Below are 21,000 nucleotides of genomic sequence, written 5' to 3'. Positions count from 1 at the left end.
GATCAATATAGCGGTTAGCTAGGGGAAAATAGCCAGATTGTTGCCGAAAAAAGGCTCTTTTAAGGGTTAATAGTTTCGTAAAAACGACAATCTTGACAGGGACCTGGGGGGTTAATCGCACAGCGCAACAGTTCGGATCTGGCGTTAAAACGACAACTAGCATCCCCCATCACCCAACGTCCTTCAATCAAACTTTTTTCGTTAGGGGTGGGAGCAGTTTGTACATAAAGGGATATTTTGCGTAAACAATAGCCACCAATCTTGTATTGATACTGGTGGTGACGTTCCAAAACCGCATAGGTTTGTCCTTTTAAGGCCAAATAATTACCCGGTTGTGGCATCCAATCCAACTGTATCTCTCCCAAACTTTGCCGCGGATGGGTCAGAATAACCTCCGTTGTTAATGAATCTTGCTCCATGATTATCCCTGTATTCTGGGCTACCTTTGCTCAATGGTAGCTTAGATCTCCGAGTCGATTAATAATTATATCTCCTGCAAAAATCAAAAATCTGACCTTAGGTGAGGAGACCCCCAGACAGAAGACTCCGAGACGGGGGGAGAAAAAAGACAAGAGACAAATATCCTAGAATTGCCAATTTCCCGATTAAAGTGGAAGATAAACCGCAGGATTTTTCCGAGAATTTACTTTAAATCTCTTGCATAATTAATTTTTCAGGGTTCAAAAACGGCAAAAATAAGGATTAAATCGCATAAAGTGTGTAAATAGACCATTTAACTGATTATTATTCATTCTTAATTCTCCTGACTACTGACTACTGGCTACTGACCCCTAACCCTAACAACAATTTTTGATTTTTACAAGAGGTCTTTTATGGTTTACCCCATCCCGCCTGAAGATAATCTACCGCAAAAATTTCCGAAAATTCCCTTAGATCGTCGCGCCTATGCTTTCCTGATCGACTTTGCCTCGATCTGGTTTTTAAGCTCCTTTGCTAACGGTACACCTGTACTGCAATTCTTCCTTTTTCTCCTGATTTGGTGGTGTTTGCGGGTGTTATTGGTAGCGCAGAATCAGGGTCAGAGTTTAGGCCGTTGGGCCTTGGATATGAAGATCATCGATCTACGACTTCAGCGTTTACCTGGAATTTTGGAGTTAAGCAAAAGAGAGGCGATCGCTGGTGGCGGGGCAGCTTTAATGATGCTAGGGTTAAATACTTTTTTTGGCAATCCTTTAAGTTTGATTTTACTATCTTCGCCCCTTTTCGCCGATTGTGGTATGGCGATCGGTGATGAGCAATTGAACCGAGCTTTCCACGATCGCATCGGTGGCACGATTGTTATTCCCACCCGTCGGGGTTTTTCTCTCGATCTACGTTTAAGAAGGCTTTGGTATCAAGTTAAGGGCAGAATGAGAAGATAAATATCAGTGATCAGTGATCAGTTATCAGTGATCAGTGATCAGTTTTAAGTTTTGAGTTTTAAGTGAGCAGTATTATAGCAGTTTTCATCAGAATGAGGTATGGGCAAGGGGCTTAAGCCCTTTGTTGGCAAAACTTGTCGATACCTCAGTAACGTGAAAAGTGCTATATGTGGGTTTTCCTGTAACGGGAAAACCCTTGATTTTGTCTCCCTGACTTGGTAATAGTCAGGAAAGATTAAGACTCCTGATGAGATCGCATTACAGTGGGAATTTAGGAAATCGGATCAGCGTTGGCATCGAAAAGCCCATAATTAAAGTTATTCCCCCATCCGACGGGCATCGGTGGGGGACAAGAATTAGTCTATTAGGAGTTTACCAAAATGTCAGAAGACAGATTAGAGCGGATCGAGAGAATAGTGGAATCGAACGCTCGCGCTATTCAAGCCCTAGCTGATGCCGTCGCTAGTGACCGCGAGGAACGGAAACAGGAGAAAAAAGGGCTTTACGATTACCTAGCTCGAATAGCAAGCGCACAATCAGATTTTTATGAGACTCAAGCCGATTTTTACCGGCATCTAGAGAGAATGGATGATCGACACGCTCAAATGATTGAAATCATCCGACAGATTAACAAGAACAGAAGCGATCAAGCCTAACCTCTAGAAGTTGCCCGTAGCCGTGCCTACGGGCTTAATTAAGCCCGTAAATATTTCGATAATGGGGTTGATGCTATAGCAGTTTTTATCAGAATGAGGCATGGGCAAGGGGCTTAAGCCCTTTGTTGGCAAAACTTGTTGATACCTCAGTAACGTGAAAAGCGCTATAAATAGCAGTTTCCCAGCATCTTTTCACTGTTTACTGTTTACCGATCACTGAAAAAGGCGGGATCGGCCGGGATCGAACCGGCGGCCTAGTGCTTAGGAGGCACTCGCTCTATCCAACTGAGCTACGACCCCAATTTTTTCCCTAACCATGATAAGACATCCACGGCTAAACTGTTGATTGCCGTGGATTATTTAGGGTTTGCTGAATAAATCTAACAACCTTGTTGGATAAGGTTTTTAGACTTTTTTCCCTCAAAAAGTGCCGACCATTGGAGTGATTGGGGGGAAAATTCCGGGACTTTTTCCCTGAAAATTAGGTAATTGACCACCTGAAAATGGGTAAAACCCCACACCCTACCCCCACGAAAAACTTTTTGCCGCAAACCCTATTTAGGGGTTTTTTTTGGGGGGGTAATCTCGACTAATCGGCGAAAAAACACCTCGATACCCAGCTACTTTCTGTTTTATGGCCGTGACCTTGGCAGTATGTTAATTTTATTTGCCCTTGAGGGCTTTTTGAAAATTCTTGCGGTAGGCGGGATTAACAGCCAAAAGAAGCGGCCAGAACAGGGTTAGAGCTAAACGATTGGGTAAACTGGGACTAAAATTAGTGCTTCTGTACCCATTCCAGAATTTCCAACCACCGGCACCATAAACAATTATTAAGATAAAAATAACCAGTCTCATGCCATCTCATCCTTGAATTTAGAGAATTCACATCTCCTATTTTAAGCTTGGGTTTTGCCGACTTGGGAAAAGAAAATATTGTTCTGAATCGGGGGGACGGTGTTAGAATGCCGGTTAGGAACTGGCTCGATCGAGGTCGGGAAACTAAAGCCATAATTTGGAAAAACTATTTAAAAACGGCGAAAAGATAGCCTTGGGAGGAAATTATGCGAGCGGTATTAATGGCAGGTGGTTCAGGGACAAGATTACGTCCGCTTACTTGTGATCTTCCCAAACCGATGGTCCCGATTCTCAACCGTCCCATCGCCGAACATATTATTAATTTACTACGAAAGCATGACATTACCGAAATTATCACCACCCTGCACTATCTCCCCGATGTCATGCGCGACTACTTTCAAGACGGCAGCGACTTTGGGGTAAAAATCACCTACGCTGTCGAGGAGGATCAACCCCTAGGCACCGCAGGATGTGTGAAAAATATTGCCGAATGGTTAGATGATACCTTTCTGGTGATTAGTGGCGATAGTATCACCGATTTTGACCTGCAAAAAGCGATCGCATTCCATAAAAGTAAAAACTCGAAAGCAACCCTCGTCCTGACGCGGGTTGCCAATCCGATCGAATTTGGGGTAGTGATTACCGACAAAGAAGGCAGAATTCGCCGTTTTATCGAAAAACCATCCACCAGCGAGATTTTTTCCGATACTGTCAACACCGGAACCTATATTCTCGAACCAGAAGTCCTCGATTATCTCCCCTACAAAGAAGAAGCCGACTTTTCTAAAGATTTGTTTCCGCTGCTGCTGCAAAGGGGCGAACCTATGTATGGTTATGTGGCCGATGGTTATTGGTGCGATGTCGGTCATCTGGAGGCCTACCGAGAAGCGCAATACGACGCTTTATCCGGCAAAGTTAACCTGGAATTTCCCTATCGAGAAAAATCCCCCGGAGTGTGGGTCGGCACTAATACCTATATCGATCCTAGCGCCCAGATTGAGGCCCCAGCCATGATCGGCAATCATTGTCGTATTGGTGCAAATGTTCTGATCGAGAGGGGTTCGGTTATCGGCGATAATGTCACCATCGGTGCCGGTTCCGATCTGAAACGTCCCATCCTCTGGAATGGTGTGGTGATCGGGGATGAGGTCAATTTAGCCGCTTGTACGATCGCTAGGGGAACCAGAATCGATCGACGGGCCCAGGTACACGAAGGTGCGGTGATCGGACAATTATCGATCGTGGGGGAAGAAGCGCAGATCAATTCCGGGGTCAGAGTCTGGCCGAGTAAACAGATCGAATCGGGAGCCATCCTCAATATTAACCTGATTTGGGGAAATACTGCCCATAAAAACCTCTTTGGTCAACGAGGAGTATCGGGCCTCGCTAACATCGATATCACGCCCGAATTCGCCGTTAAACTGGGGGCATCCTACGGTTCTATCCTGAAACCGGGGTCAACGGTAATCGTCTCCCGGGATCAACGTAGTGTCTCGCGCATGGTCAGTCGATCGCTGATTGCCGGTTTAATGTCCGTGGGGGTGAATATCCAAAACCTACAAGCGAATGCTTTACCGATTTCGCGGACTTTAGTGGCTAAATTAAACGTAGTCGGTGGCATTCACGTTCGTATTCATCCCGATCGCCCAGATTTTCTCTTAATCGAGTTTTTAGACGAAAAAGGGATTAATGTTTCCAAAGCGAGGGAAAAGAAAATCGAAGGGGCCTATTTCAAAGAAGATCTGCGACGGGTGGGAATGCAGGAAATCGGCAGTATGTCCTATCCGGCTGATATTCTCGATAATTACCGCAAAACCTTTGAAACTCAGCTAAATGTAGAGGCTATTCGCAATAGTAGCTCCAAAATCGTCATTGATTACGCCTACGGAGTCTCAGGGGCAATTTTACCAGAATTACTGGCCAAATTTGGCTGTGATGCCGTGGTTCTCAATGCCAGTTTACGTCAGAATGCCCTTTCCATGCAGGAAAGAGAGTTACTAATCCATCAATTGGGCCATGTGGTGGAGGCCCTGAAAGCGAACTTAGGCGTACAAGTTTCGGCCAACGGGGAACAATTAGTCCTCGTCGATGAGAGTGGTTTATCGATTCGCGGGGAACAATTAACTGCTCTAATGGTGAATACAATTCTGACCGCCCATCCGCGCGGTACAGTGGTAGTGCCGGTTCATGCTTCTAGTGCCGTGGAACAGATCGCGCGTCGTCACGATGGCCGGGTGGTGCGGACAAAAGCCAGTCCTAGCGCTTTAATGGAAGGATGTCAAACCAATCCTAATGTGGTTTTAGGAGGATCTGGGCAAACTGGCTTTATTTTTCCGCAATTACATCCCGGTTTCGATGCCATGTTCAGCGTGGCGAAACTTTTGGAGATGTTAACCATTCAGGAACGTTCTCTAGCTCAGGTGCGGGCCGAGTTACCGCGCATTTACAATAAGAATACGGCGGTGCGTTGTCCTTGGAAAGTCAAGGGATCCCTGATGCGCTATCTAGTGGAGACTCACGCGGATCTTAATCTAGAGTTGATCGATGGGGTGAAGGTGATTAATCCCCTTAATGATGACTGGGTATTGATTTTACCCGATGCTGGAGAACCTTTAGTGCATATCTATGCTAACAGTGAGCAGCGGGAATGGGTCGATCGGACAATTAAAGAATATCGTCATCGTGTCCAATATTTCGTCGAACATTACCAGGGCGAAATAGTGATGATTTAGGATTTTTCTGCCCTATTAGCCCCGAAACTTGACTATGATGACTTTTTTGACCTAAAAGTTGTCCTAGCCCTGTAGATGCTCATTTTTCCCGCAAAAGGAAGGCGATTCGATCGGCCGCCGCCTCACCGGTGCGGATCGCTCCCTCAAAAAATCCCGGCCAGCGATCGGCCATTTCTGTGCCGGCCCAGTGAATCGGTCCGACGGGAGTAAAAAGAGCCTCGCCGAAACTTGTCCAGACTCCGGGGGGCATAAAAGCGGAATATGCGCCACCAGTCCAGGGATCCCCGGGCCAATCCACCTCATCATAACTGATCGGCAAAAAGGCCTCTTGACCGAAATAAATAGCTAAATCCGAGAGGACGGCGGCACGACGCGCCGGACTACTCATGGAGCGCCAACGACTATAGCGATCGCCAACCACAAAGGTGGCGATTACCCCGACGCCGGTTTCGGGATCCGAACTATCAGCACAGAGTTCCAACCATTGACAATTCCCTTGAGCAAGTCCCGCTAGTCCCTGTTTTCGCCAGAAAGGTTGCTCGTAGGAAATCAGGATTTTAGCGCAGCATCCCATCGGTACTCGTTGGGTTAGTTGTTCTCGCTGGGGTGGCAGCGGGGGATGATAAATAATGCGGCCGGCAAGATGGGGCGGCATGGCAATGATGGCAAATTTGGCGGTAAAAGTGTTCTGGCTGGTTTCTATGGTCACGCCGGCCGAGTCATAATTAAGGCGAAAAACCGGTTCCCCCAGTCGAATTCGCTCTCCTAATTCCGCCGCGATCTTGTCGGGAATTTGTCCCGCTCCGCCATGGATCAGTTCGGCTTCTGGATGTTCGGCCTGAGGGGCGCAATTTTGTCCCCAAAGAACGTGCAGCAGTGAGACTTGTTGGGGTTCGGCCGGCCCGAGAAACCCCACTGCACGGGCCATATAAGCAAAATACCATTGACCAAAATCTGTGCTTGTGTTTTCTTCAATCCACTGAGCAAAAGTTTTACTGTCTAGTTTTTTGGTGTGATCGTTGCTTTGGGGATAACCTGAAGGTAGGGTTTTGGCTAGTTCTTGAAAACGCGCCCATGCTGACATCGCATCTTGCCATTCTTCCGTGCCGATATCGGGTACTTCTCCCTCGTGGAAACCTTGAAAAAAACCATTGAATTCATAGCGTTTGTTGTTGAACACTAGGACGGTTTTTCCCTGATTGGGAGAGGGAAAACGACGTATTTTATACTCGTCGAGGAGGGCTAAAAAACGCTCTTGGGTTGGGCCCACCCACTGACCACCTCGATCGATCCACTGTCCGGAGGGGAGATATTGACCAGACATTCTGCCACCGTAACGATTTCGCGCTTCGATTACCAGAACTTGATGACCTCGCCTCTGGAGATTACGCGCGGCGATTAATCCTGCTAATCCCGCCCCGATCACGATACACTCATAGCTAGTCAATTGGAGATTTGCCATGATTTTAGCTCCACAGAATATTTGATAATTAACAATTATTATTCTCCCCGATTTTTCCCTCAGTTTCTCTATCCATTGGCTCTTTTGATTAAATTATCTGCTGCCATCAATGTTTGATCTTCTTAGCGATCGCTTAAGCCAACACCTAGAACAAATTGTCCGAGAAAGAAACCCTTTTTTCTCTAGTCAAGGACATTTTTATGTGCGAGAATACCTGCGGCAAGAGTTAGGACAGTGGGGAAAGTTTGAATCACATTTTTTCACTTTTCAGGGAAAAGTTTATGAAAATTTAATCTTGGATTTGCCTAACAACAGTCAAAAACCCCTGATTTTAATTGGCGCTCATTATGACACGGTGCCGGGGTCGCCAGGGGCTGACGATAACGCCACGGGATTAGCGGTATTATTAGAATTAGCGAGGTTTTTTGGGGAGAATCAGGCTAATTATCCAATTCGTTTAATTGCCTTCGATCTAGAAGAATACGGATTACTGGGGAGCATTGCCTACGCAGAAAAATTAAAACAAACTAAGCAGGATTTAAGGTTAATGTTATCCTTAGAAATGCTCGGTTACTGTGATAAAAATCCCCATTCTCAAAAATATCCAGCTTTTCTAGAATATTTTTACCCCAACACTGGGGATTTTATCGCTTTGATTGGCAATCTCAAAACCCGCGAGGATTTGAAGTTTCTTAGTCGAGTCATGAGAGAAAATCAGACTCCCTGCGAATGGTTGCCGGTAATTTTTGGAGGTTATATCGTCCCCGATACTCGACGCAGCGATCATTCTCCTTTTTGGAGTCGCGGTTATTCGGCAATTATGGTGACAGATACGGCTAATATGCGTAATCCCTATTATCATAGTTATCGGGATACAATCGCTACTTTAGACTTAAATTTCCTAACAAGAGTGTGTCAAGGTCTTTGTTTTGGATTGCAATCTTTACCGATGAGATGAAAGCAGACTACGGGGGAATTTTTCGCCGCACTAAAGCTCTGCAAGAATTATCACTTTAAGCGGTGACATTTTCTGTTTCTGCTGGTTGAATTTCCGGCATTTCTACTTTAATTAAACTCACTCTAGCACGATAAAGTAGTTTTTCCCCATGACGATAGCCCCGATAACGCACTAGAACTTGTGTACCTATTTCCGCTTGACCATCGATCAATTGATGGATTTGCGGATCGTAACCGACATGATCACCAACACTGTGAATTGGTTGCACTCCCCAGCGCTCCAGTAACTGCATAATCGGTTTAACTAGGGAGAGGATTTTGACGGCTGCTAGGTCGGGATTTTTGCGGGCAACGGCCTCGGCCGTAGGCCATTGAACTAACCAAGATTCGATCGCTTCGATGCTTTGACGTTGAAATTCTGCGGCTAATTCTTCTTTTTGCTTGTCTAATTTTTGCTGTAAATTTTGATACTCTTGTTCGAGAATTTTTGATTCCCCTGAACGATCCTCTGTCCCCATCGTCGGGATTTGAAAATGAGCGAGAAGATCGCTAACTGGCAGCTGCAGCGCATTAGCTAATTTCACCAAAGATTCAGAGGATAATTTGGCGATTAAGCCATGGCGAACTCTCTGCAATTGCCAAGAAGATAGACCCGATAACCGACTCAATTCTTCCAGATTTTTACAGCCAATTTCTGCCATTAACTGCTCTAATTTTTGCCGATGATATTTATATAAGGACTCATTCATGGGACTTCTCAGCTTAAGCGATGTGTTTAGCTAAAACGGATTTAGGAGCGCGACGAACTCGACAGAGAATTGTTTCTTTACCGAGACGCTGATGAGCGGCAAAGCGATGGCAACCGGAAAAACCGTAGTATTGACCATCCACCTCCAAAACATCGATCGGCTCTCGTAATCCCTCCTCAGCGATCGATTGCATCAACTGATTAACTTTTTCGGGATCGGTTTGTCGCGGTAAAGGACGACGAATTTGGGACAGAGGAATGTTTTTAATTTCCATAGTGTTTTTACTATAGCACATTTAGGCTAAACTGAAGATAAGTGGACTCGGTTGCTGATGCAGTGGTCCGCCTCGCTGCCGGCAGTTTTATTAACACAGACAAGATTTTATCACCCAATCCTCTCCTTTGCTGACTATGACTATTCCTCCTATCAATGAAAAAATTATCCGGAAAAATAGCACCAATGCTTCCTATCAGCGCGGTCAATATTATTACGATAAAGGTGCAGTTATTTCTCTTTGGCAACGGGGGCAAAATCTACAAGCTTTAGTGAGTGGTAGTGAGGTTAAACCCTATCGAGTTGCCATAGATTTTAACCAAGAAAACCTTGAAAATGTCTCCTGTTCCTGTCCCTACGATTATGAGGGTTGGTGTAAGCATATTGTGGCGGTTTTATTAACCTGTTCTCGCCAACCAGAATTAATTATCAAAAAAGCATCTTTAGAGGAGTTATTGACACCGATCGATGAAAGTAAATTAAGAAAATTGCTTAATCATTTAGTGGCTAAACACCCAGAAATTATCGAGACAATTGATAAGTTTTTATTTCCAGCTACCCCAGTTAATAAAGCGGCAGGGAAGATAACTATTAATGTCAAAGCTTATCGTAATACTGTCCGTAATGAACTGCGGCAATCCCTGCGAGCGATCGAAGAAGATTACTACGAAGAAGATCCAATTTCTAATGAAATTTATGCCCTAGTGGATGAGTCCCAAGATTATTATCAAAAGGGAGAACCGGATAATGCGATCGCTATTTTAGAAGCAATTATTAGCGCCTGTATCGAGGAATGGGATAATTTAGAAGATTACGGTGCTGTTAATGATGATTTAAGTGCTAGAATCGATCGAGTTTTAACTGGGGCAATTTTAAGTAAAGAATTTAATCCCCAAGAAAAGCAAGATTTAAGGGAAAAAATCGAGCAATGGCAGCATGAATGGAGTGCCGATTTTGAGATGAGTTTAGCAGCCTTACAACAGGGATGGGACGATCCAGTTTTAGAGAAGATTTTACGGGGAGAATCGGCTAATTTTTCAGAAATGTGGTCAGATAATATCCCCGATTATGCCCAAACATTAACTTATATTCGCTTAGAAATTTTCGAGAAACAGGAAAAAGATCAGGAGTATTTGAATCTAGCTTTAGCTTCAGGACAAGTGGTAGAATACCTAACTAAGTTAGTCTATCTCGATCGCATTGATGAAGCGATGGCAGCATCAAAAAACATGATAACTAAAAACGATGAAGCCTTCTTTTTTGCCAAAGCTTTACGCGATGAATCCGCACCAGAATCCGCCCTAATAATTGCCCGGAGTGGTCTAAATTTCCCAGGTAATTATCATTATCAATTAGCTCTCTGGACAAGTGAACTAGCGCAATCTTTAGGGGATATAGATATAGCTTTGGCTGCTAGAATTAAGGCATTTCAAGACCAACCTTCCTTTTCCCATTACCAAAAAATTGAGTCTTTAGCGGGGGAAGATTGGCCCGATTTAAAATTAGACTTGTTAGATTACTTGCGCGAGTTTAGCGGTGGACGTTCCCTAGAGGCTAAAATTGATATATTTCTCCACGAAAATTTAGTTAGAGATGCAATTAAAGTCGTTTCTGATAATTCCTATGTGCAGTCTCACCTAATTTGGCGGATAATGGATGCGGCTGCTACCGTCGATCCTAACTGGGTGATCGATCACGCACGTCCTGCCGCGGAAAAGATACTCGACGAAAAAAAGGCTGATCGCTACGAAGAAGCGATTAAATGGCTAAAAAAAGCTCGTAATGCCTTTTATATGTCGGGAAGACGGGAAGAATGGCAAACCTATCGAGAAAATTTAATTAAGGAACACGGACGCAAATCGAAATTTATGGGGTTATTTAAACATCAGGATTTACAATGATTTAAGCTTCTAGCTGTCAGTTATCGGCTAAAACCGGGCTATTTTTAGCTTGTGGCAGAGGAATTGTCCTAATCTTAAGTCTGTGATGTTTCGACGCAAAGTAGAGTATAATGGAAGATTGGTCTAAACTTATACCCAGACTACTTATACTGAATATTCATTGTCAAAAAATATGACTGAAACTATTCGCTTTTTGATGTGTTCTCCCGATCATTACGATGTGGATTATGTGATTAATCCTTGGATGGAGGGCAACATTCACAAATCTTCCCAAGAAAAAGCTAGGCAACAATGGCAGCAGCTTTATCATGTTCTCAAAGATCGGGCGCTCGTGGATTTAGTCACACCAGAAAAAGGCTGGCCCGACATGGTTTTTACCGCTAATGCAGGTTTAGTTCTGGAAAAAACTGTCGTTCTCAGTCGCTTTTTACACAAAGAAAGACAGGGAGAAGAACCCTATTTTAAACAGTGGTTTGAAGATAACGGTTTTACAGTTCACGAACTGCCCAAAGATTTACCCTTTGAAGGTGCAGGAGACGCACTATTAGATCGGGAAGGACGTTGGTTATGGGCAGGATATGGCTTCAGAACCGAGTTAGATTCCCACCCTTTAATCGCTAAATGGCTCGATATCGAGGTTTTATCCCTACGTTTAATCGATGAACGTTTTTATCACCTTGATACCTGTTTTTGTCCCCTTAGTGGCGGTTATCTCCTCTACTATCCTGATGCTTTTGATGCCTATTCTAATCGGTTAATTGAGTTAAAAATTCCCGAAGAAAAACGCATTATCGTTGAAGAAGCCGATGCGGTTAACTTTGCTTGTAATGCTGTGAATATCGGTGAAGTAATCGTCATGAATAAAATTAGTGACGATTTACAACATAAGTTAGCGTCAAAAGGGTTTGAAGTGGTACAAACTCCCCTGACGGAGTTCTTAAAAGCAGGAGGAGCCGCTAAATGTTTAACCCTGCGTACCACCGAACCCTTAATTCCAGACCATCACGCTAATGTCACCATTGAAAGTCGCATTCTCCAGCTAGAAGGTCATCTGCTCGACGCGGGAATTATGAATAAAGCTCTCGATGTTGTGGTAGGAAATGGGGGCAGCTTCAAGGTTTTAAACTTCACTTTGGGGATTGAGCGCCAAAGTACCTCCTCGGCCGAAGTGCGGGTTTCTGCACCCTCTCACGAGGTAATGGAGGAGATCATGGTACAATTGATCGACCTCGGTGCGGCCGCTCGTCCCCAAGAAATATGTGATGTCAATACCGCAGTGGTGGCACAAGATGGGGTCGCTCCCGATGATTTTTATGTCAGCACCATCTATCCCACGGAAGTGCGGGTTAACTGTGAATGGGTGCGGGTGGAAAATCAACGCATGGATGCAGCCATCGTCGTCACTGAAGGTCCGGAAGGCAAAACCGCGAAATGTACTCTGCTGCGGGATTTAAAAGCTGGCGATCGCGTTATGGTGGGAGTTGAGGGCATCCGTACTATCCGACAGGCGGAATCCAGGGAACAACGCAACAGCACCCAGGAATTTACCTTTATGGGTGCGGGGGTTTCCAGCGAGCGCCGAGTCGAGTTAACCGTGGAGCAGATTGCCTGGGAAATGCGTAAAATTCGCGACCAGGGCGGTAAAGTGGTAGTAACGGCAGGTCCGGTGGTCATTCACACTGGAGGAGCGCAACATCTCTCCCGTTTAATCCGCGATGGTTACGTTCACGCTTTACTGGGGGGAAATGCGATCGCAGTTCACGACATGGAACAGGCGATCATGGGTACTTCTTTAGGGGTAGATATGCAGAAAGGCATCCCCGTGCGCGGTGGCCATCGTCACCACCTCAAGATTATCAACCTCATCCGTCGCCACGGCAGCATCGCTAAAGCTGTATCGGCCGGGGTATTGACAAAAGGCGTAATGTATGAATGCGTCAAGAATAATGTCCCCTTCAGTTTGGCCGGTTCAATTCGCGATGATGGTCCGCTTCCGGATACGGAGATGGATTTAATTAAAGCACAGGAAGAATATTCGCGCTTAATTCAAGGTGCAGACATGATTCTCATGCTGTCTAGTATGCTCCATTCCATCGGTGTGGGCAATATGACACCGGCGGGGGTGAAAATGGTCTGTGTTGATATTAACCCGGCCGTGGTGACAAAATTAAGCGATCGAGGTTCCGTAGAATCCGTGGGTATTGTCACCGATGTGGGTTTATTCCTGAGTCTGTTAACCCAACAGTTGGATAAGTTAACCCGTCCCTTGGTAGAAACGGTTTAAAACCAATACTCTAAAACATAAAACTTATGAGCTTTGGGGGTATTTAAACCCCCTTTTTTGGGACTATTAACCCCTATCTCTATAGGTGAGTTAGCAATGGGTAACTAGAATAATAAAGGAGAACCATTGCCGAAAAACGAGAGCGCTATGCCAGAAGAAACTATTTGGATTATCACCGCAGAAGATACCCCCGTCACCCCCGATAAAGATGCGAAAGGAAACGACACCTATGACAATCCCTGGGACACGAGGAAAACTATCACCGAAGCTGCGACTCGCGGCGTAAAAGTGAGCATAGAGAAGTTAGAGACAGAACTCTCCCATTTTCTCCAGCTTATCGGCAAAGTCTTCAATCAAGCACAGAAACAGGTCAACCAACAAACCGGTTTTAAACTCGACGAAGTAGAGCTTTGCGTAGAGATTACCGGAGAAGGTGAAGTAAAATTGTTAGGGACGGGGATTAAGACCGGCACTAAAGGCGGATTAACCCTAAAATTCAAGCGAGACGAGAAAAACACACCGACTGCGGACTAATGGCGAATCATGGGTTAATTATCGGGATAAATCAATATCAGCGCTTGAAACCGCTCAAATGTGCCAAGCAGGACGCGGTAGAGATGGCGCGTTATTGTCGTGACGAAATTAATTTTGACGAAGTTTTCCTGTTTACCGATGAGTCTGACCCAATAACCGCGCCGAATGGTTCCCAACAGGAGACGAAACCGACGTACACAAACCTAATGGCTTTCCTGCACGACTTTTTCGAGTCGCAACGCTTGGAAACCGGCGATAATTTCTGGTTTTTCTTCAGTGGCCACGGATTACGCCATCAGGGACAGGATTACCTCGTTCCCAGCGAGGGACACCCGACCTTAATCGAACAGACGACCATTTCCCTCAATTACGTTACCCAACGTTTACGGAGATGCGGTGCAGATAATATCATTCTCTTTCTCGATGCCTGTCGCAACGAGAACGATTTTAGAAATAAATCCGTAGGCTGGCAAAAGCAACAGGGAGTGATAACCATCGCTTCCTGTAGTCCGACGGAGGAATCCTACGAAATTCCCGAACTACAACAGGGTTCCTTTACCTATTCACTTCTAGAGGCTTTACGAATCCAAGGGGAAAATAACTGCGCTACGGTAGAAAGACTCTGTAATCGTCTCCGCGAAAGGATTCCCGAAATCAACCGACAACACAACAAACCCCCGCAAACCCTCCATTCTATTGTCGAACCGCATTATAAAAATCATCTGATTCTGTTACCGAAACAGGCAAAGACTCCCGATATAGAGTTATTGCGAGTGGAAGCTTTAGAGTTGGAAGTGGAGGGAAAGCTAGAGGAAGCGCGACAGTTGATGAGACGAGTTCTGGCTTTGGATACAACCAGACCTAAATACTGGCAAGATTACGACAGAATTAATCGAAAATTAGCACAACAACCCGTCCCACCTTCCCCTAAAACGGAACCGATAAATCGCGAGTCGGCGAAAACGATAACAGAAACCCCGAAACCCGCAGCACCGAAACTGGAAGAAATCGAACTAAAAAGTGCCAAAGGAATCGATTATCGGAACTTAGAGGATTTATTAAAACGGCAGCAATGGAAGCAAGCGGACGAAGAAACCGCAAGAGTGATGCTACAGGTAGCTAACCGAACAAAAGAGGGATGGCTACGGGTAGAAGATATCGATAATTTTCCCTGCGAGGATTTGCGAACCATTGACCAATTATGGGTTAAATATAGTGGCGGTCGCTTTGGTTTTTCCGTGCAGGCGAAAATCTACCGCGAACTCGGTGGGACGCGGGAGTATAATGAAAGAGTTTGGAACGCTTTCGGAGATAGAGTAGGCTGGCGAGTGAATAATATCTGGATATACTACAAAGATGTTACTTTTGACCTAAAAGCACCCCATGGACACCTCCCTCATCGAAGTGTATTCTTTTGGGAGGGGGGTTGGGAGGGGGGAATGGGATTTCTTCTCTCGCGTCGAGACTTGTAAAATGTAACATATAAAGGTTACAGCCAATTTTTAAGAATTGTATCGGGTTGATTTTCCACGAAGCCTTGCGGGTTCTGGGTTTTCGATACCTGTCACCCAGGCCCCCCGTCCGGTCTGCGACATGATTGTAGTATGTCCCCGGCGACGCGGGGGTTGTAGGCGTTGGCAAAAACGAACTGATCCGCCACCGCGAGAATTTCTGGGGTGACTTCCTCCCACTCCTCCCACCAGAGAGACAATTGGCCCGGAGAGGATTTTTTAGACCTTTTCTTCGGCTTTATCCCCGCGAGTAGCTTACTTCCCCAGTGGTTGCGGGTTTCCGGTTTCGGTCGCGGCCGGTATTTCTTGCAGAATCCGCGATATTTGGCCGCGCATTCCTCTAGGGTTTCTCCCAGACTCAAAAACGCAGGATGCCAAGTGGTTAAGCCATCGTCTCCGAGTCGGTCATAGACCCCGTAATCGCTAAAATCGTAGAAGAATCCGACTTGGACTCCCGCAGCCTTCGGATTGGCGTGAATATAGCGTAGGGTATTCAGCGCTCGCTTAGTATCCGTGGTGGGAAAACCGCTACTGTGATAGCGTTTCTCCCAGAAGTGACCAGTTCGATTCAGCATTCGGTTAAAACACATGGCGGTGTACCAGTTCAACCAGTGCATGATTTTGGGCAAGTCTTCCGCGTCTTTCGGTTCGATGAGATAGTGAATATGGTTACTCATCACACAGAGCGCGTAGAGTTTGAATCCGTACTTTTCGATCGCTTTTTTGATAGCGTAGAGTAACACCTGTCGGCATTCTAGACGGGTCAGGCGAAATTCTCGGTTATTACAGCGAATGGTTATATGATAGGAATAGCCTGGGATTAGTTCTCGTTTTGCTCGTGACATTTTGCGTATTTTTCCCCGCGAGGACTTGTAGAATATAACACCTAACAGAAAGATACCGCTATCTTTATCCTGTCCGCGACTTTTATCTGTTAACATGGAACTGTAAACATATTACTAATGCTCAAATTCAGAAAAAACTTCTCAATATATGCGCGGATTTCGGCTATAAATTACCGCTAATCTGTACACCTTACGAGTTAATGGGAGAATGAGCCATGTGGGAAGATGAAATACTCGAAGAAATTCATAAGATTAGAGAAGAACACGCCAAGTCTTTCAACTACGATATAAAAGCGATTTGCGCCGATTGGAGGGAGAGACAAGGGAAAAGTGGTAGAAAATTAGTTCGGTTAAATACCGCCCAAAACATGACAAAAAATAGCGAAAATGATACTATTGAGAGAACCAAATGCTAGAAATTAACAAAAGCTATGTATTAGACAAGGATCAAAAGCCGATTGCCGTTCAGATTCCCATTGCTGAATTTGAAAAAATCGAAGAAATCCTAGAGGATTACGGACTAGGAAAACTCATCGAAGAAGTTGAAAATGATCAAATCCTAGACAAAGAAAAAGCCTGGCAATACTGCCCGTATATACTGTAAAATCTATTTTATAGAAGTCTATAAAGAAATTGGCTAAATTACAATATAAATGCCTTATTTAAATCCCAATGCGACAATCCCACCAGCTAAATTAACCCGGTATTTGCTAGTTTTACAACCAAAAGATGATAAATCAGGCTTTCTGGCACAAGCGGGATATAATTTAGACAACTGGCAGGTATTGGAACAAGATTTAAGACGTATTCTTCTCAACGAGGCCACCTTAAATAAACCAACAAAGTTCGGTGATATTTATGAAATTAAAGGACTTTTACAAGGGGTGAACGGGATAAACTTACGAGTCTCTACCTATTGGATTATCGACTCACTTACGAAAGAAACAAGATTTGTGACTTTATTACCAGATTAAAAGAGTTAGACTATGAAATTTGATATGTTTTCCGAAGTTCAATTAACCGAAGATTTGCCAGAATCTAATTTGTCTCGTGGCACTCACGCGATTATCGTGGATTATTGTCCTCGACCCGAAGGCCAAGAGGATGGCTATGTTTTAGAAGTGTTAAATAATCAGGGAAAAGCCTATACAGTTATCGCTGTAGAAGTTTCCAAGATTGAATCAATTCAAAATATTAAACAGGATGAATTGCAAATTATATAATTCTGTTATTCTTAGTGGATTTAATCCCCCATCCTAGCAATGGCGAAATGGGAGCAATTTTAGAAGTTTTTAACGCTCTCGGTGAGTCAATTTCAGTAGTAACCTTTGGGGTGGTTGGGTTTCGCTTAAACAATCGAATTGAGCCATTTTCGACCCAGTATTGTTTCGCTCAACCCAACCTACAATAATTGCTTATATTAATTTCTGATTAATTGCCAATTCATTGCCGACACAAGAGTTAAAGCGATAACAATTCATTGCTGTATGTAACAATATAAGAGGAGTGCGATCGCTGATCTTGTAGGGTGCGAAAACGCGCGTGTAACGCACCGCTAATGTTTGGGATAAAATGGAGAAGTTTCAAGGCGATCAAGTGCGATCGCATTGAGAAATGATCGAGGTCAAGCATGACAGTGCAATAACTTCGTTACAGAGATAGGATAGTAGAATAGAGGGGGCTACCATACGGCTGCTTCAGGCTTTAATTTAGTCTTGTCGATCAGTTATTATCATGAAAGAAAAAGTGTACTTGGATTCCACGGTTCCGAGTTATTACTTTGATGAGCGTGAAGCTCTAAAAACTTTTACCGAAATCACAAGGAAGTGGTGGTCGGAGATGTCCAGTTATTATGATTTATATATTTCGGATGCTGTGCTTCAAGAACTAACCAACGGAAACTATCCGCGTAAAGCTGAAATTATTCATTTGGTTTCGACGATTCCTTTACTACCGCCGACTTCTGCTCTTGAACAAGTTGTCGAGTTTTATCTTGCCAACTATGTCATGCCAAGGTCTCTTGTGGGCGACGCTCTACATCTTGCCTATGCCAGCTATTTCGACATTCAATATCTCGTTACTTGGAATTGCAACCACCTAGCGAATGCTAACAAACGGAAGCATATTCGCGTTATCAATGCCCGCCTTGGTTTGTCAACACCTGAAATTGTCACACCACTTGAACTATTCAAAGAGGAGAATAACTTATGATCCACTCAGAGATTTTGCAAGAAAAAGATAAAACTCAAACAAGATTATCGGAGGAATGCACGTCTATCCATGACTATTTAGTTAAGTCTCGCATTGCTGCGGAAAAGGCTGCGGAATCCTACGGGTTTACTCTCAAGTATGCTGAAGAAATTCATAAAATTCGAGAAGAACACACCAAAGCTTTCAACGCCAACACAACAGCCTCTTAGGTTGGCTTGAGCGAAACGCTATAGATTAATTCTGATTAATTGCCAATTCATTGCCAACACAAGAGTTAAAGCGATAACAATTCATTGCTGTATGTAACAATATAAGAGGAGTTTATCTCAGGAGTTCCACAGTGATTAAAGAGCTAGACCGTATTACTGTTAATCCACAAATATGTCTTGGACAGCCAACGATTCGAGGAATGCGTATCACTGTAGGATTTGTTCTGAAACTGTTGGCTAGTCAGTTATCTATTCAGGAAGTCTTAGAGGCTTATCCAGAGTTAGAGGAGGAAGATATTCGTCAGGCTCTTAATTATGCAGCTTGGGCTGTATCCGATTATATCGTTAGCTTCACTTCGGCATGATTTCTTATTCCGAGGCTCTGCCTTAGAACACCATATCTAAGGCTCTACCTTAAACCAGTATTCAGGTAGAAACTGAAGAGAGCGTTCCCCGGTAGAATATGGTAACGGGATAAAATTGTCAAATCCATATCTTCTCGTGAATCGATTAAAATATAGTTATTAGTTAATATCCATCTCACAACAATTTAAATCATGAAAGGTATTCAGTATATTGTCGATGAAACAGGAGAAAAAACAGCAGTTGTTATCGATCTAAAAGAATGGGGTCAACTGTGGAATGAGTTTTATCAAAATTTACTCGATCGCTCTCCCGTAAATGAAGACTGGATAAATCGATCGCCTTTTCGAGAAAAATTAGATCAAGCTCTGACATGGAATGCTAATCATCCACCGCAGTTATCAGATCTAGAATCCCTAGAGAGCAAACTCGACAATCATGAGTGCTGAAGAAAAGGCTAGAAAACTAAGTAGATTGAGCGATGCAAATTCCATCTAAAGCAATTATTCCAGAGGATAAACTTACTCGTTATCTTCTCGTATTCAGAGACAAAGATGACAAATCAAAATTTTTAGCACAAGCAGGATTTACTCTCGATAATGCGCCCAGTTTGCAAAGAGCGATTATTCAGCTAATTACCGTAGAAGATGCGATCAAAGATGGTAAAAATGAATACGGTATCTTTTATCGAGTTGAAGGAATGCTAGAAGGAGTTAACGGAATCAATTTAGCAGTGGTTACAATATGGATACTGCGATACATTGACGACTGTTTTCAGTTTGTTACTCTCAAGCCCCGAAAGGATAGATAATTATGGATGTTAGATTATACGATCATGTGGTTCTTTGTCTTGATGTTCCCGAAGACAATCTAAAATCGGGAGATGTGGCAGTATTAGTGGATTTAATCCCCCATCCTAGCAATGGCGAAATGGGAGCAATTTTAGAGGTTTTTAACGCTCTCGGTGAGTCAATTTCAGTAGTTACTGTGCCAATTTCGGCGATTAAACCCCTACAAGCAAATGAAATATTTACCGTCCGCTCTTTGGTGAAAGTTGAATAAGTTAAAATCAAAGAGAATATCCCTATCGCTGCAATTTTAATCACCGATGACTCTCCTGAAAGATAGCAAAAAAATTCGTTTTATTGACCTTTTTTGTGGTTTGGGAGGGTTTCGAGTCGCTATTGAACAAGTTTGTCGCCAACAAAACTTAGAATCTGATTGTGTCTTTTCCTGTGATATAGATAAAGACGCTCGGGCAATTTATCACGCTAATTTTGGCGACAAACCCCAGGGAGATATTACCGAAATCGCCGCCCTAGATATTCCCAATCACGATATTTTAATGGCAGGATTTACCTGTCAACCTTTTAGTATTTGTGGTGATTTAAAGGGATTTGAAGATACCAGAGGCACGCTATTTTTTGAGATTGCTCGCATTTTAAAAGCCAAACAACCCGCAGCATTTATTCTGGAAAATGTCAAGCAATTGCAGGGACATCAACAGGGAAAAACCTTGCAAGTTATTCTCGATACTCTGCAAGATTTAGATTACCATACCGATGATCGGGTTTTGAATGCGCTTAATTTTGGCCTACCGCAAAAAACGGAATCCATCAGGCCATTGGGTTTGAGCATTATAAATAATATCCGTGAGGATGGTATTTTGGAGATTAGCCAGACGCAAATCGGCGCTGCTTAAATCCGCTTGTTGCAAATTGGTTCCTAACAAACTAGCTTGACGGAGAATTGCACCGCTAAGATTGCATTGGCTAAGATTGGCAGTGCCGAGGTTGGCCCCACTAAGGTTAGCTTGACTAAAGTTCGCTTTTGCCGCTTGCACAGACCACAAAATCGCCTTGCTTAAATTGGCACCCCGGAAGTTAACTGATTCTAGATTGGCATAGCTAAAGTCAAATTCACTGAGATTCAGACCAGATAAATCCAAACCTTGTAAATTTTCACCGTTTAAGCCGATCTTTAAGCCATTGTTGATCGCGCTCTCCAGTTGTTGACGGGTGACGCTAGACATTGTGTAGCAAGGAAAAAGTAAAAAAGCCTGTCAAGACGGGGAGC

At 44.0% G+C, this 21,000-nt stretch carries 25 protein-coding genes, 1 tRNA gene and 1 pseudogene; 19 read left to right on the top strand and 8 right to left on the bottom strand.

Features of this window, described 5'->3' with window-relative positions; all coding sequences use genetic code 11:
• Positions 1-59: 59 nt before the first annotated feature.
• A complete protein-coding gene (locus tag O9300_RS05145) occupies positions 60-419 on the bottom strand; it encodes a DUF6464 family protein (protein ID WP_002763426.1) in 360 nt (119 codons plus the stop codon).
• Between the two features lie 414 nt (positions 420-833).
• Here O9300_RS05145 and O9300_RS05140 point away from each other — a divergent pair, with 414 nt between their 5' ends.
• Entirely contained in the window at positions 834-1,382 is a 549-nt protein-coding gene (locus O9300_RS05140; RefSeq protein ID WP_002789701.1) for an RDD family protein, read from the top strand.
• Between the two features lie 380 nt (positions 1,383-1,762).
• Complete coding sequence (locus O9300_RS05135; protein WP_002763421.1) at positions 1,763-2,038, top strand: hypothetical protein; 276 nt, start codon at positions 1,763-1,765, stop codon at positions 2,036-2,038.
• Between the two features lie 226 nt (positions 2,039-2,264).
• Here the strand turns inward: O9300_RS05135 and O9300_RS05130 are convergent.
• Both O9300_RS05130 and O9300_RS05125 read right to left on the bottom strand, forming a co-directional pair.
• Positions 2,265-2,338: transfer RNA gene (locus tag O9300_RS05130), tRNA-Arg, on the bottom strand.
• A 363-nt stretch (positions 2,339-2,701) separates the two neighbouring features.
• Complete coding sequence (locus tag O9300_RS05125) at positions 2,702-2,893, bottom strand: hypothetical protein (RefSeq protein WP_043999505.1); 192 nt, start codon at positions 2,891-2,893, stop codon at positions 2,702-2,704.
• A gap of 206 nt (positions 2,894-3,099) precedes the next feature.
• Here O9300_RS05125 and O9300_RS05120 point away from each other — a divergent pair, with 206 nt between their 5' ends.
• Positions 3,100-5,625, top strand: coding sequence for a mannose-1-phosphate guanyltransferase (locus O9300_RS05120; RefSeq protein ID WP_185239755.1), 2,526 nt, complete (start codon positions 3,100-3,102; stop codon positions 5,623-5,625).
• 79 nt (positions 5,626-5,704) lie between these two features.
• Here O9300_RS05120 and O9300_RS05115 read toward each other — a convergent pair whose 3' ends face one another.
• Entirely contained in the window at positions 5,705-7,087 is a 1,383-nt protein-coding gene (locus tag O9300_RS05115) for a flavin monoamine oxidase family protein (protein ID WP_287970391.1), read from the bottom strand.
• A 109-nt stretch (positions 7,088-7,196) separates the two neighbouring features.
• Between O9300_RS05115 and O9300_RS05110 the strand changes: the two genes are divergently transcribed.
• Positions 7,197-8,045: a M28 family metallopeptidase gene (locus O9300_RS05110; protein WP_287970389.1), complete on the top strand. Its 849-nt coding sequence runs from the start codon at positions 7,197-7,199 to the stop codon at positions 8,043-8,045.
• A 55-nt stretch (positions 8,046-8,100) separates the two neighbouring features.
• Here the strand turns inward: O9300_RS05110 and O9300_RS05105 are convergent, their stop codons facing one another.
• Together O9300_RS05105 and O9300_RS05100 are read right to left on the bottom strand one after the other, a co-directional pair.
• Positions 8,101-8,793 carry a helix-turn-helix domain-containing protein gene (locus tag O9300_RS05105; RefSeq protein WP_287970387.1) on the bottom strand — a complete coding sequence of 231 codons (693 nt, stop codon included), beginning with the start codon at positions 8,791-8,793 and terminating at the stop codon, positions 8,101-8,103.
• A gap of 13 nt (positions 8,794-8,806) precedes the next feature.
• Positions 8,807-9,088: a ParB N-terminal domain-containing protein gene (locus O9300_RS05100; protein ID WP_190380461.1), complete on the bottom strand. Its 282-nt coding sequence runs from the start codon at positions 9,086-9,088 to the stop codon at positions 8,807-8,809.
• A 115-nt stretch (positions 9,089-9,203) separates the two neighbouring features.
• Here O9300_RS05100 and O9300_RS05095 point away from each other — a divergent pair, with 115 nt between their 5' ends.
• The 4 genes from O9300_RS05095 to O9300_RS05080 all read left to right on the top strand — a co-directional run bounded on the left by O9300_RS05095 (position 9,204) and on the right by O9300_RS05080 (position 15,257).
• The gene (locus O9300_RS05095; protein ID WP_287970384.1) at positions 9,204-10,967 is read left to right on the top strand and encodes an SWIM zinc finger family protein; all 1,764 of its coding nucleotides are present in this window, start codon (positions 9,204-9,206) and stop codon (positions 10,965-10,967) included.
• A gap of 172 nt (positions 10,968-11,139) precedes the next feature.
• The gene (gene argZ, locus O9300_RS05090) at positions 11,140-13,251 is read left to right on the top strand and encodes a bifunctional arginine dihydrolase/ornithine cyclodeaminase (RefSeq protein ID WP_287970383.1); all 2,112 of its coding nucleotides are present in this window, start codon (positions 11,140-11,142) and stop codon (positions 13,249-13,251) included.
• A gap of 147 nt (positions 13,252-13,398) precedes the next feature.
• Positions 13,399-13,785 carry a Pepco domain-containing protein gene (locus O9300_RS05085; RefSeq protein ID WP_002800315.1) on the top strand — a complete coding sequence of 129 codons (387 nt, stop codon included), beginning with the start codon at positions 13,399-13,401 and terminating at the stop codon, positions 13,783-13,785.
• A 44-nt stretch (positions 13,786-13,829) separates the two neighbouring features.
• Positions 13,830-15,257, top strand: a complete 1,428-nt coding sequence (locus O9300_RS05080; protein ID WP_287970382.1) for a GUN4 domain-containing protein — start codon at positions 13,830-13,832, stop codon at positions 15,255-15,257.
• Positions 15,258-15,349: 92 nt separating this feature from the next.
• Here O9300_RS05080 and O9300_RS05075 read toward each other — a convergent pair whose 3' ends face one another.
• Positions 15,350-16,141 carry a transposase gene (locus O9300_RS05075; protein WP_149974946.1) on the bottom strand — a complete coding sequence of 264 codons (792 nt, stop codon included), beginning with the start codon at positions 16,139-16,141 and terminating at the stop codon, positions 15,350-15,352.
• 215 nt (positions 16,142-16,356) lie between these two features.
• Between O9300_RS05075 and O9300_RS05070 the strand changes: the two genes are divergently transcribed.
• The 11 genes and pseudogenes from O9300_RS05070 to dcm form a co-directional block, all read left to right on the top strand.
• The gene (locus tag O9300_RS05070; RefSeq protein ID WP_002743272.1) at positions 16,357-16,557 is read left to right on the top strand and encodes a hypothetical protein; all 201 of its coding nucleotides are present in this window, start codon (positions 16,357-16,359) and stop codon (positions 16,555-16,557) included.
• Positions 16,551-16,745 (top strand): RelB antitoxin-like protein, encoded by a 195-nt coding sequence (locus O9300_RS05065; protein WP_002743274.1) that lies wholly within the window; start codon positions 16,551-16,553, stop codon positions 16,743-16,745. The genes O9300_RS05070 and O9300_RS05065 overlap by 7 nt, the downstream gene beginning before the upstream one ends.
• Positions 16,746-16,794: 49 nt before the next feature.
• Positions 16,795-17,115, top strand: a complete 321-nt coding sequence (locus tag O9300_RS05060; protein ID WP_002734685.1) for a DUF6883 domain-containing protein — start codon at positions 16,795-16,797, stop codon at positions 17,113-17,115.
• 12 nt (positions 17,116-17,127) lie between these two features.
• Positions 17,128-17,364, top strand: coding sequence for a DUF4926 domain-containing protein (locus O9300_RS05055; RefSeq protein WP_002792164.1), 237 nt, complete (start codon positions 17,128-17,130; stop codon positions 17,362-17,364).
• A gap of 511 nt (positions 17,365-17,875) precedes the next feature.
• The gene (locus O9300_RS05050; protein WP_002789671.1) at positions 17,876-18,352 is read left to right on the top strand and encodes a type II toxin-antitoxin system VapC family toxin; all 477 of its coding nucleotides are present in this window, start codon (positions 17,876-17,878) and stop codon (positions 18,350-18,352) included.
• Positions 18,349-18,561 carry a hypothetical protein gene (locus O9300_RS05045; RefSeq protein ID WP_004158042.1) on the top strand — a complete coding sequence of 71 codons (213 nt, stop codon included), beginning with the start codon at positions 18,349-18,351 and terminating at the stop codon, positions 18,559-18,561. The genes O9300_RS05050 and O9300_RS05045 overlap by 4 nt, the downstream gene beginning before the upstream one ends.
• Before the next feature lie 131 nt (positions 18,562-18,692).
• Positions 18,693-18,926, top strand: coding sequence for a DUF433 domain-containing protein (locus O9300_RS05040; RefSeq protein ID WP_002775448.1), 234 nt, complete (start codon positions 18,693-18,695; stop codon positions 18,924-18,926).
• Positions 18,927-19,118: 192 nt separating this feature from the next.
• Positions 19,119-19,373 carry a hypothetical protein gene (locus O9300_RS05035; RefSeq protein ID WP_150975740.1) on the top strand — a complete coding sequence of 85 codons (255 nt, stop codon included), beginning with the start codon at positions 19,119-19,121 and terminating at the stop codon, positions 19,371-19,373.
• Positions 19,374-19,405: 32 nt separating this feature from the next.
• Positions 19,406-19,735 carry a DUF6883 domain-containing protein gene (locus O9300_RS05030; RefSeq protein ID WP_061433432.1) on the top strand — a complete coding sequence of 110 codons (330 nt, stop codon included), beginning with the start codon at positions 19,406-19,408 and terminating at the stop codon, positions 19,733-19,735.
• Positions 19,736-19,737: 2 nt separating this feature from the next.
• Complete coding sequence (locus O9300_RS05025) at positions 19,738-19,986, top strand: DUF4926 domain-containing protein (RefSeq protein WP_002789664.1); 249 nt, start codon at positions 19,738-19,740, stop codon at positions 19,984-19,986.
• A gap of 46 nt (positions 19,987-20,032) precedes the next feature.
• Positions 20,033-20,554: pseudogene (gene dcm / locus O9300_RS05020) on the top strand (DNA (cytosine-5-)-methyltransferase); the annotation flags it as partial.
• Here dcm and O9300_RS05015 read toward each other — a convergent pair.
• Complete coding sequence (locus O9300_RS05015) at positions 20,519-20,956, bottom strand: pentapeptide repeat-containing protein (protein WP_002795826.1); 438 nt, start codon at positions 20,954-20,956, stop codon at positions 20,519-20,521. The pseudogene dcm and the gene O9300_RS05015 overlap by 36 nt on opposite strands.
• Positions 20,957-21,000: the final 44 nt, after the last annotated feature.

The sequence above is a fragment of the Microcystis sp. LE19-195.1E genome (assembly GCF_027532095.1).
Lineage (GTDB): Bacteria > Cyanobacteriota > Cyanobacteriia > Cyanobacteriales > Microcystaceae > Microcystis > Microcystis aeruginosa.
This window is presented reverse-complemented; position numbering and strand designations above follow the sequence as displayed.

What these genes read in the sequence shown, in the direction of transcription:
- O9300_RS05145 (WP_002763426.1), bottom strand. Translation starts at nt 419, where the DNA reads ATGGAGCAAGATTCATTAACAACGGAGGTTATTCTGACCCATCCGCGG.
- O9300_RS05140 (WP_002789701.1), top strand. Translation starts at nt 834, where the DNA reads ATGGTTTACCCCATCCCGCCTGAAGATAATCTACCGCAAAAATTTCCG.
- O9300_RS05135 (WP_002763421.1), top strand. Translation starts at nt 1,763, where the DNA reads ATGTCAGAAGACAGATTAGAGCGGATCGAGAGAATAGTGGAATCGAAC.
- O9300_RS05125 (WP_043999505.1), bottom strand. Translation starts at nt 2,893, where the DNA reads ATGAGACTGGTTATTTTTATCTTAATAATTGTTTATGGTGCCGGTGGT.
- O9300_RS05120 (WP_185239755.1), top strand. Translation starts at nt 3,100, where the DNA reads ATGCGAGCGGTATTAATGGCAGGTGGTTCAGGGACAAGATTACGTCCG.
- O9300_RS05115 (WP_287970391.1), bottom strand. Translation starts at nt 7,087, where the DNA reads ATGGCAAATCTCCAATTGACTAGCTATGAGTGTATCGTGATCGGGGCG.
- O9300_RS05110 (WP_287970389.1), top strand. Translation starts at nt 7,197, where the DNA reads ATGTTTGATCTTCTTAGCGATCGCTTAAGCCAACACCTAGAACAAATT.
- O9300_RS05105 (WP_287970387.1), bottom strand. Translation starts at nt 8,793, where the DNA reads ATGAATGAGTCCTTATATAAATATCATCGGCAAAAATTAGAGCAGTTA.
- O9300_RS05100 (WP_190380461.1), bottom strand. Translation starts at nt 9,088, where the DNA reads ATGTGCTATAGTAAAAACACTATGGAAATTAAAAACATTCCTCTGTCC.
- O9300_RS05095 (WP_287970384.1), top strand. Translation starts at nt 9,204, where the DNA reads ATGACTATTCCTCCTATCAATGAAAAAATTATCCGGAAAAATAGCACC.
- argZ (WP_287970383.1), top strand. Translation starts at nt 11,140, where the DNA reads ATGACTGAAACTATTCGCTTTTTGATGTGTTCTCCCGATCATTACGAT.
- O9300_RS05085 (WP_002800315.1), top strand. Translation starts at nt 13,399, where the DNA reads ATGCCAGAAGAAACTATTTGGATTATCACCGCAGAAGATACCCCCGTC.
- O9300_RS05075 (WP_149974946.1), bottom strand. Translation starts at nt 16,141, where the DNA reads ATGTCACGAGCAAAACGAGAACTAATCCCAGGCTATTCCTATCATATA.
- O9300_RS05070 (WP_002743272.1), top strand. Translation starts at nt 16,357, where the DNA reads ATGTGGGAAGATGAAATACTCGAAGAAATTCATAAGATTAGAGAAGAA.
- O9300_RS05065 (WP_002743274.1), top strand. Translation starts at nt 16,551, where the DNA reads ATGCTAGAAATTAACAAAAGCTATGTATTAGACAAGGATCAAAAGCCG.
- O9300_RS05060 (WP_002734685.1), top strand. Translation starts at nt 16,795, where the DNA reads ATGCCTTATTTAAATCCCAATGCGACAATCCCACCAGCTAAATTAACC.
- O9300_RS05055 (WP_002792164.1), top strand. Translation starts at nt 17,128, where the DNA reads ATGAAATTTGATATGTTTTCCGAAGTTCAATTAACCGAAGATTTGCCA.
- O9300_RS05050 (WP_002789671.1), top strand. Translation starts at nt 17,876, where the DNA reads ATGAAAGAAAAAGTGTACTTGGATTCCACGGTTCCGAGTTATTACTTT.
- O9300_RS05045 (WP_004158042.1), top strand. Translation starts at nt 18,349, where the DNA reads ATGATCCACTCAGAGATTTTGCAAGAAAAAGATAAAACTCAAACAAGA.
- O9300_RS05035 (WP_150975740.1), top strand. Translation starts at nt 19,119, where the DNA reads ATGAAAGGTATTCAGTATATTGTCGATGAAACAGGAGAAAAAACAGCA.
- O9300_RS05030 (WP_061433432.1), top strand. Translation starts at nt 19,406, where the DNA reads ATGCAAATTCCATCTAAAGCAATTATTCCAGAGGATAAACTTACTCGT.
- O9300_RS05025 (WP_002789664.1), top strand. Translation starts at nt 19,738, where the DNA reads ATGGATGTTAGATTATACGATCATGTGGTTCTTTGTCTTGATGTTCCC.
- O9300_RS05015 (WP_002795826.1), bottom strand. Translation starts at nt 20,956, where the DNA reads ATGTCTAGCGTCACCCGTCAACAACTGGAGAGCGCGATCAACAATGGC.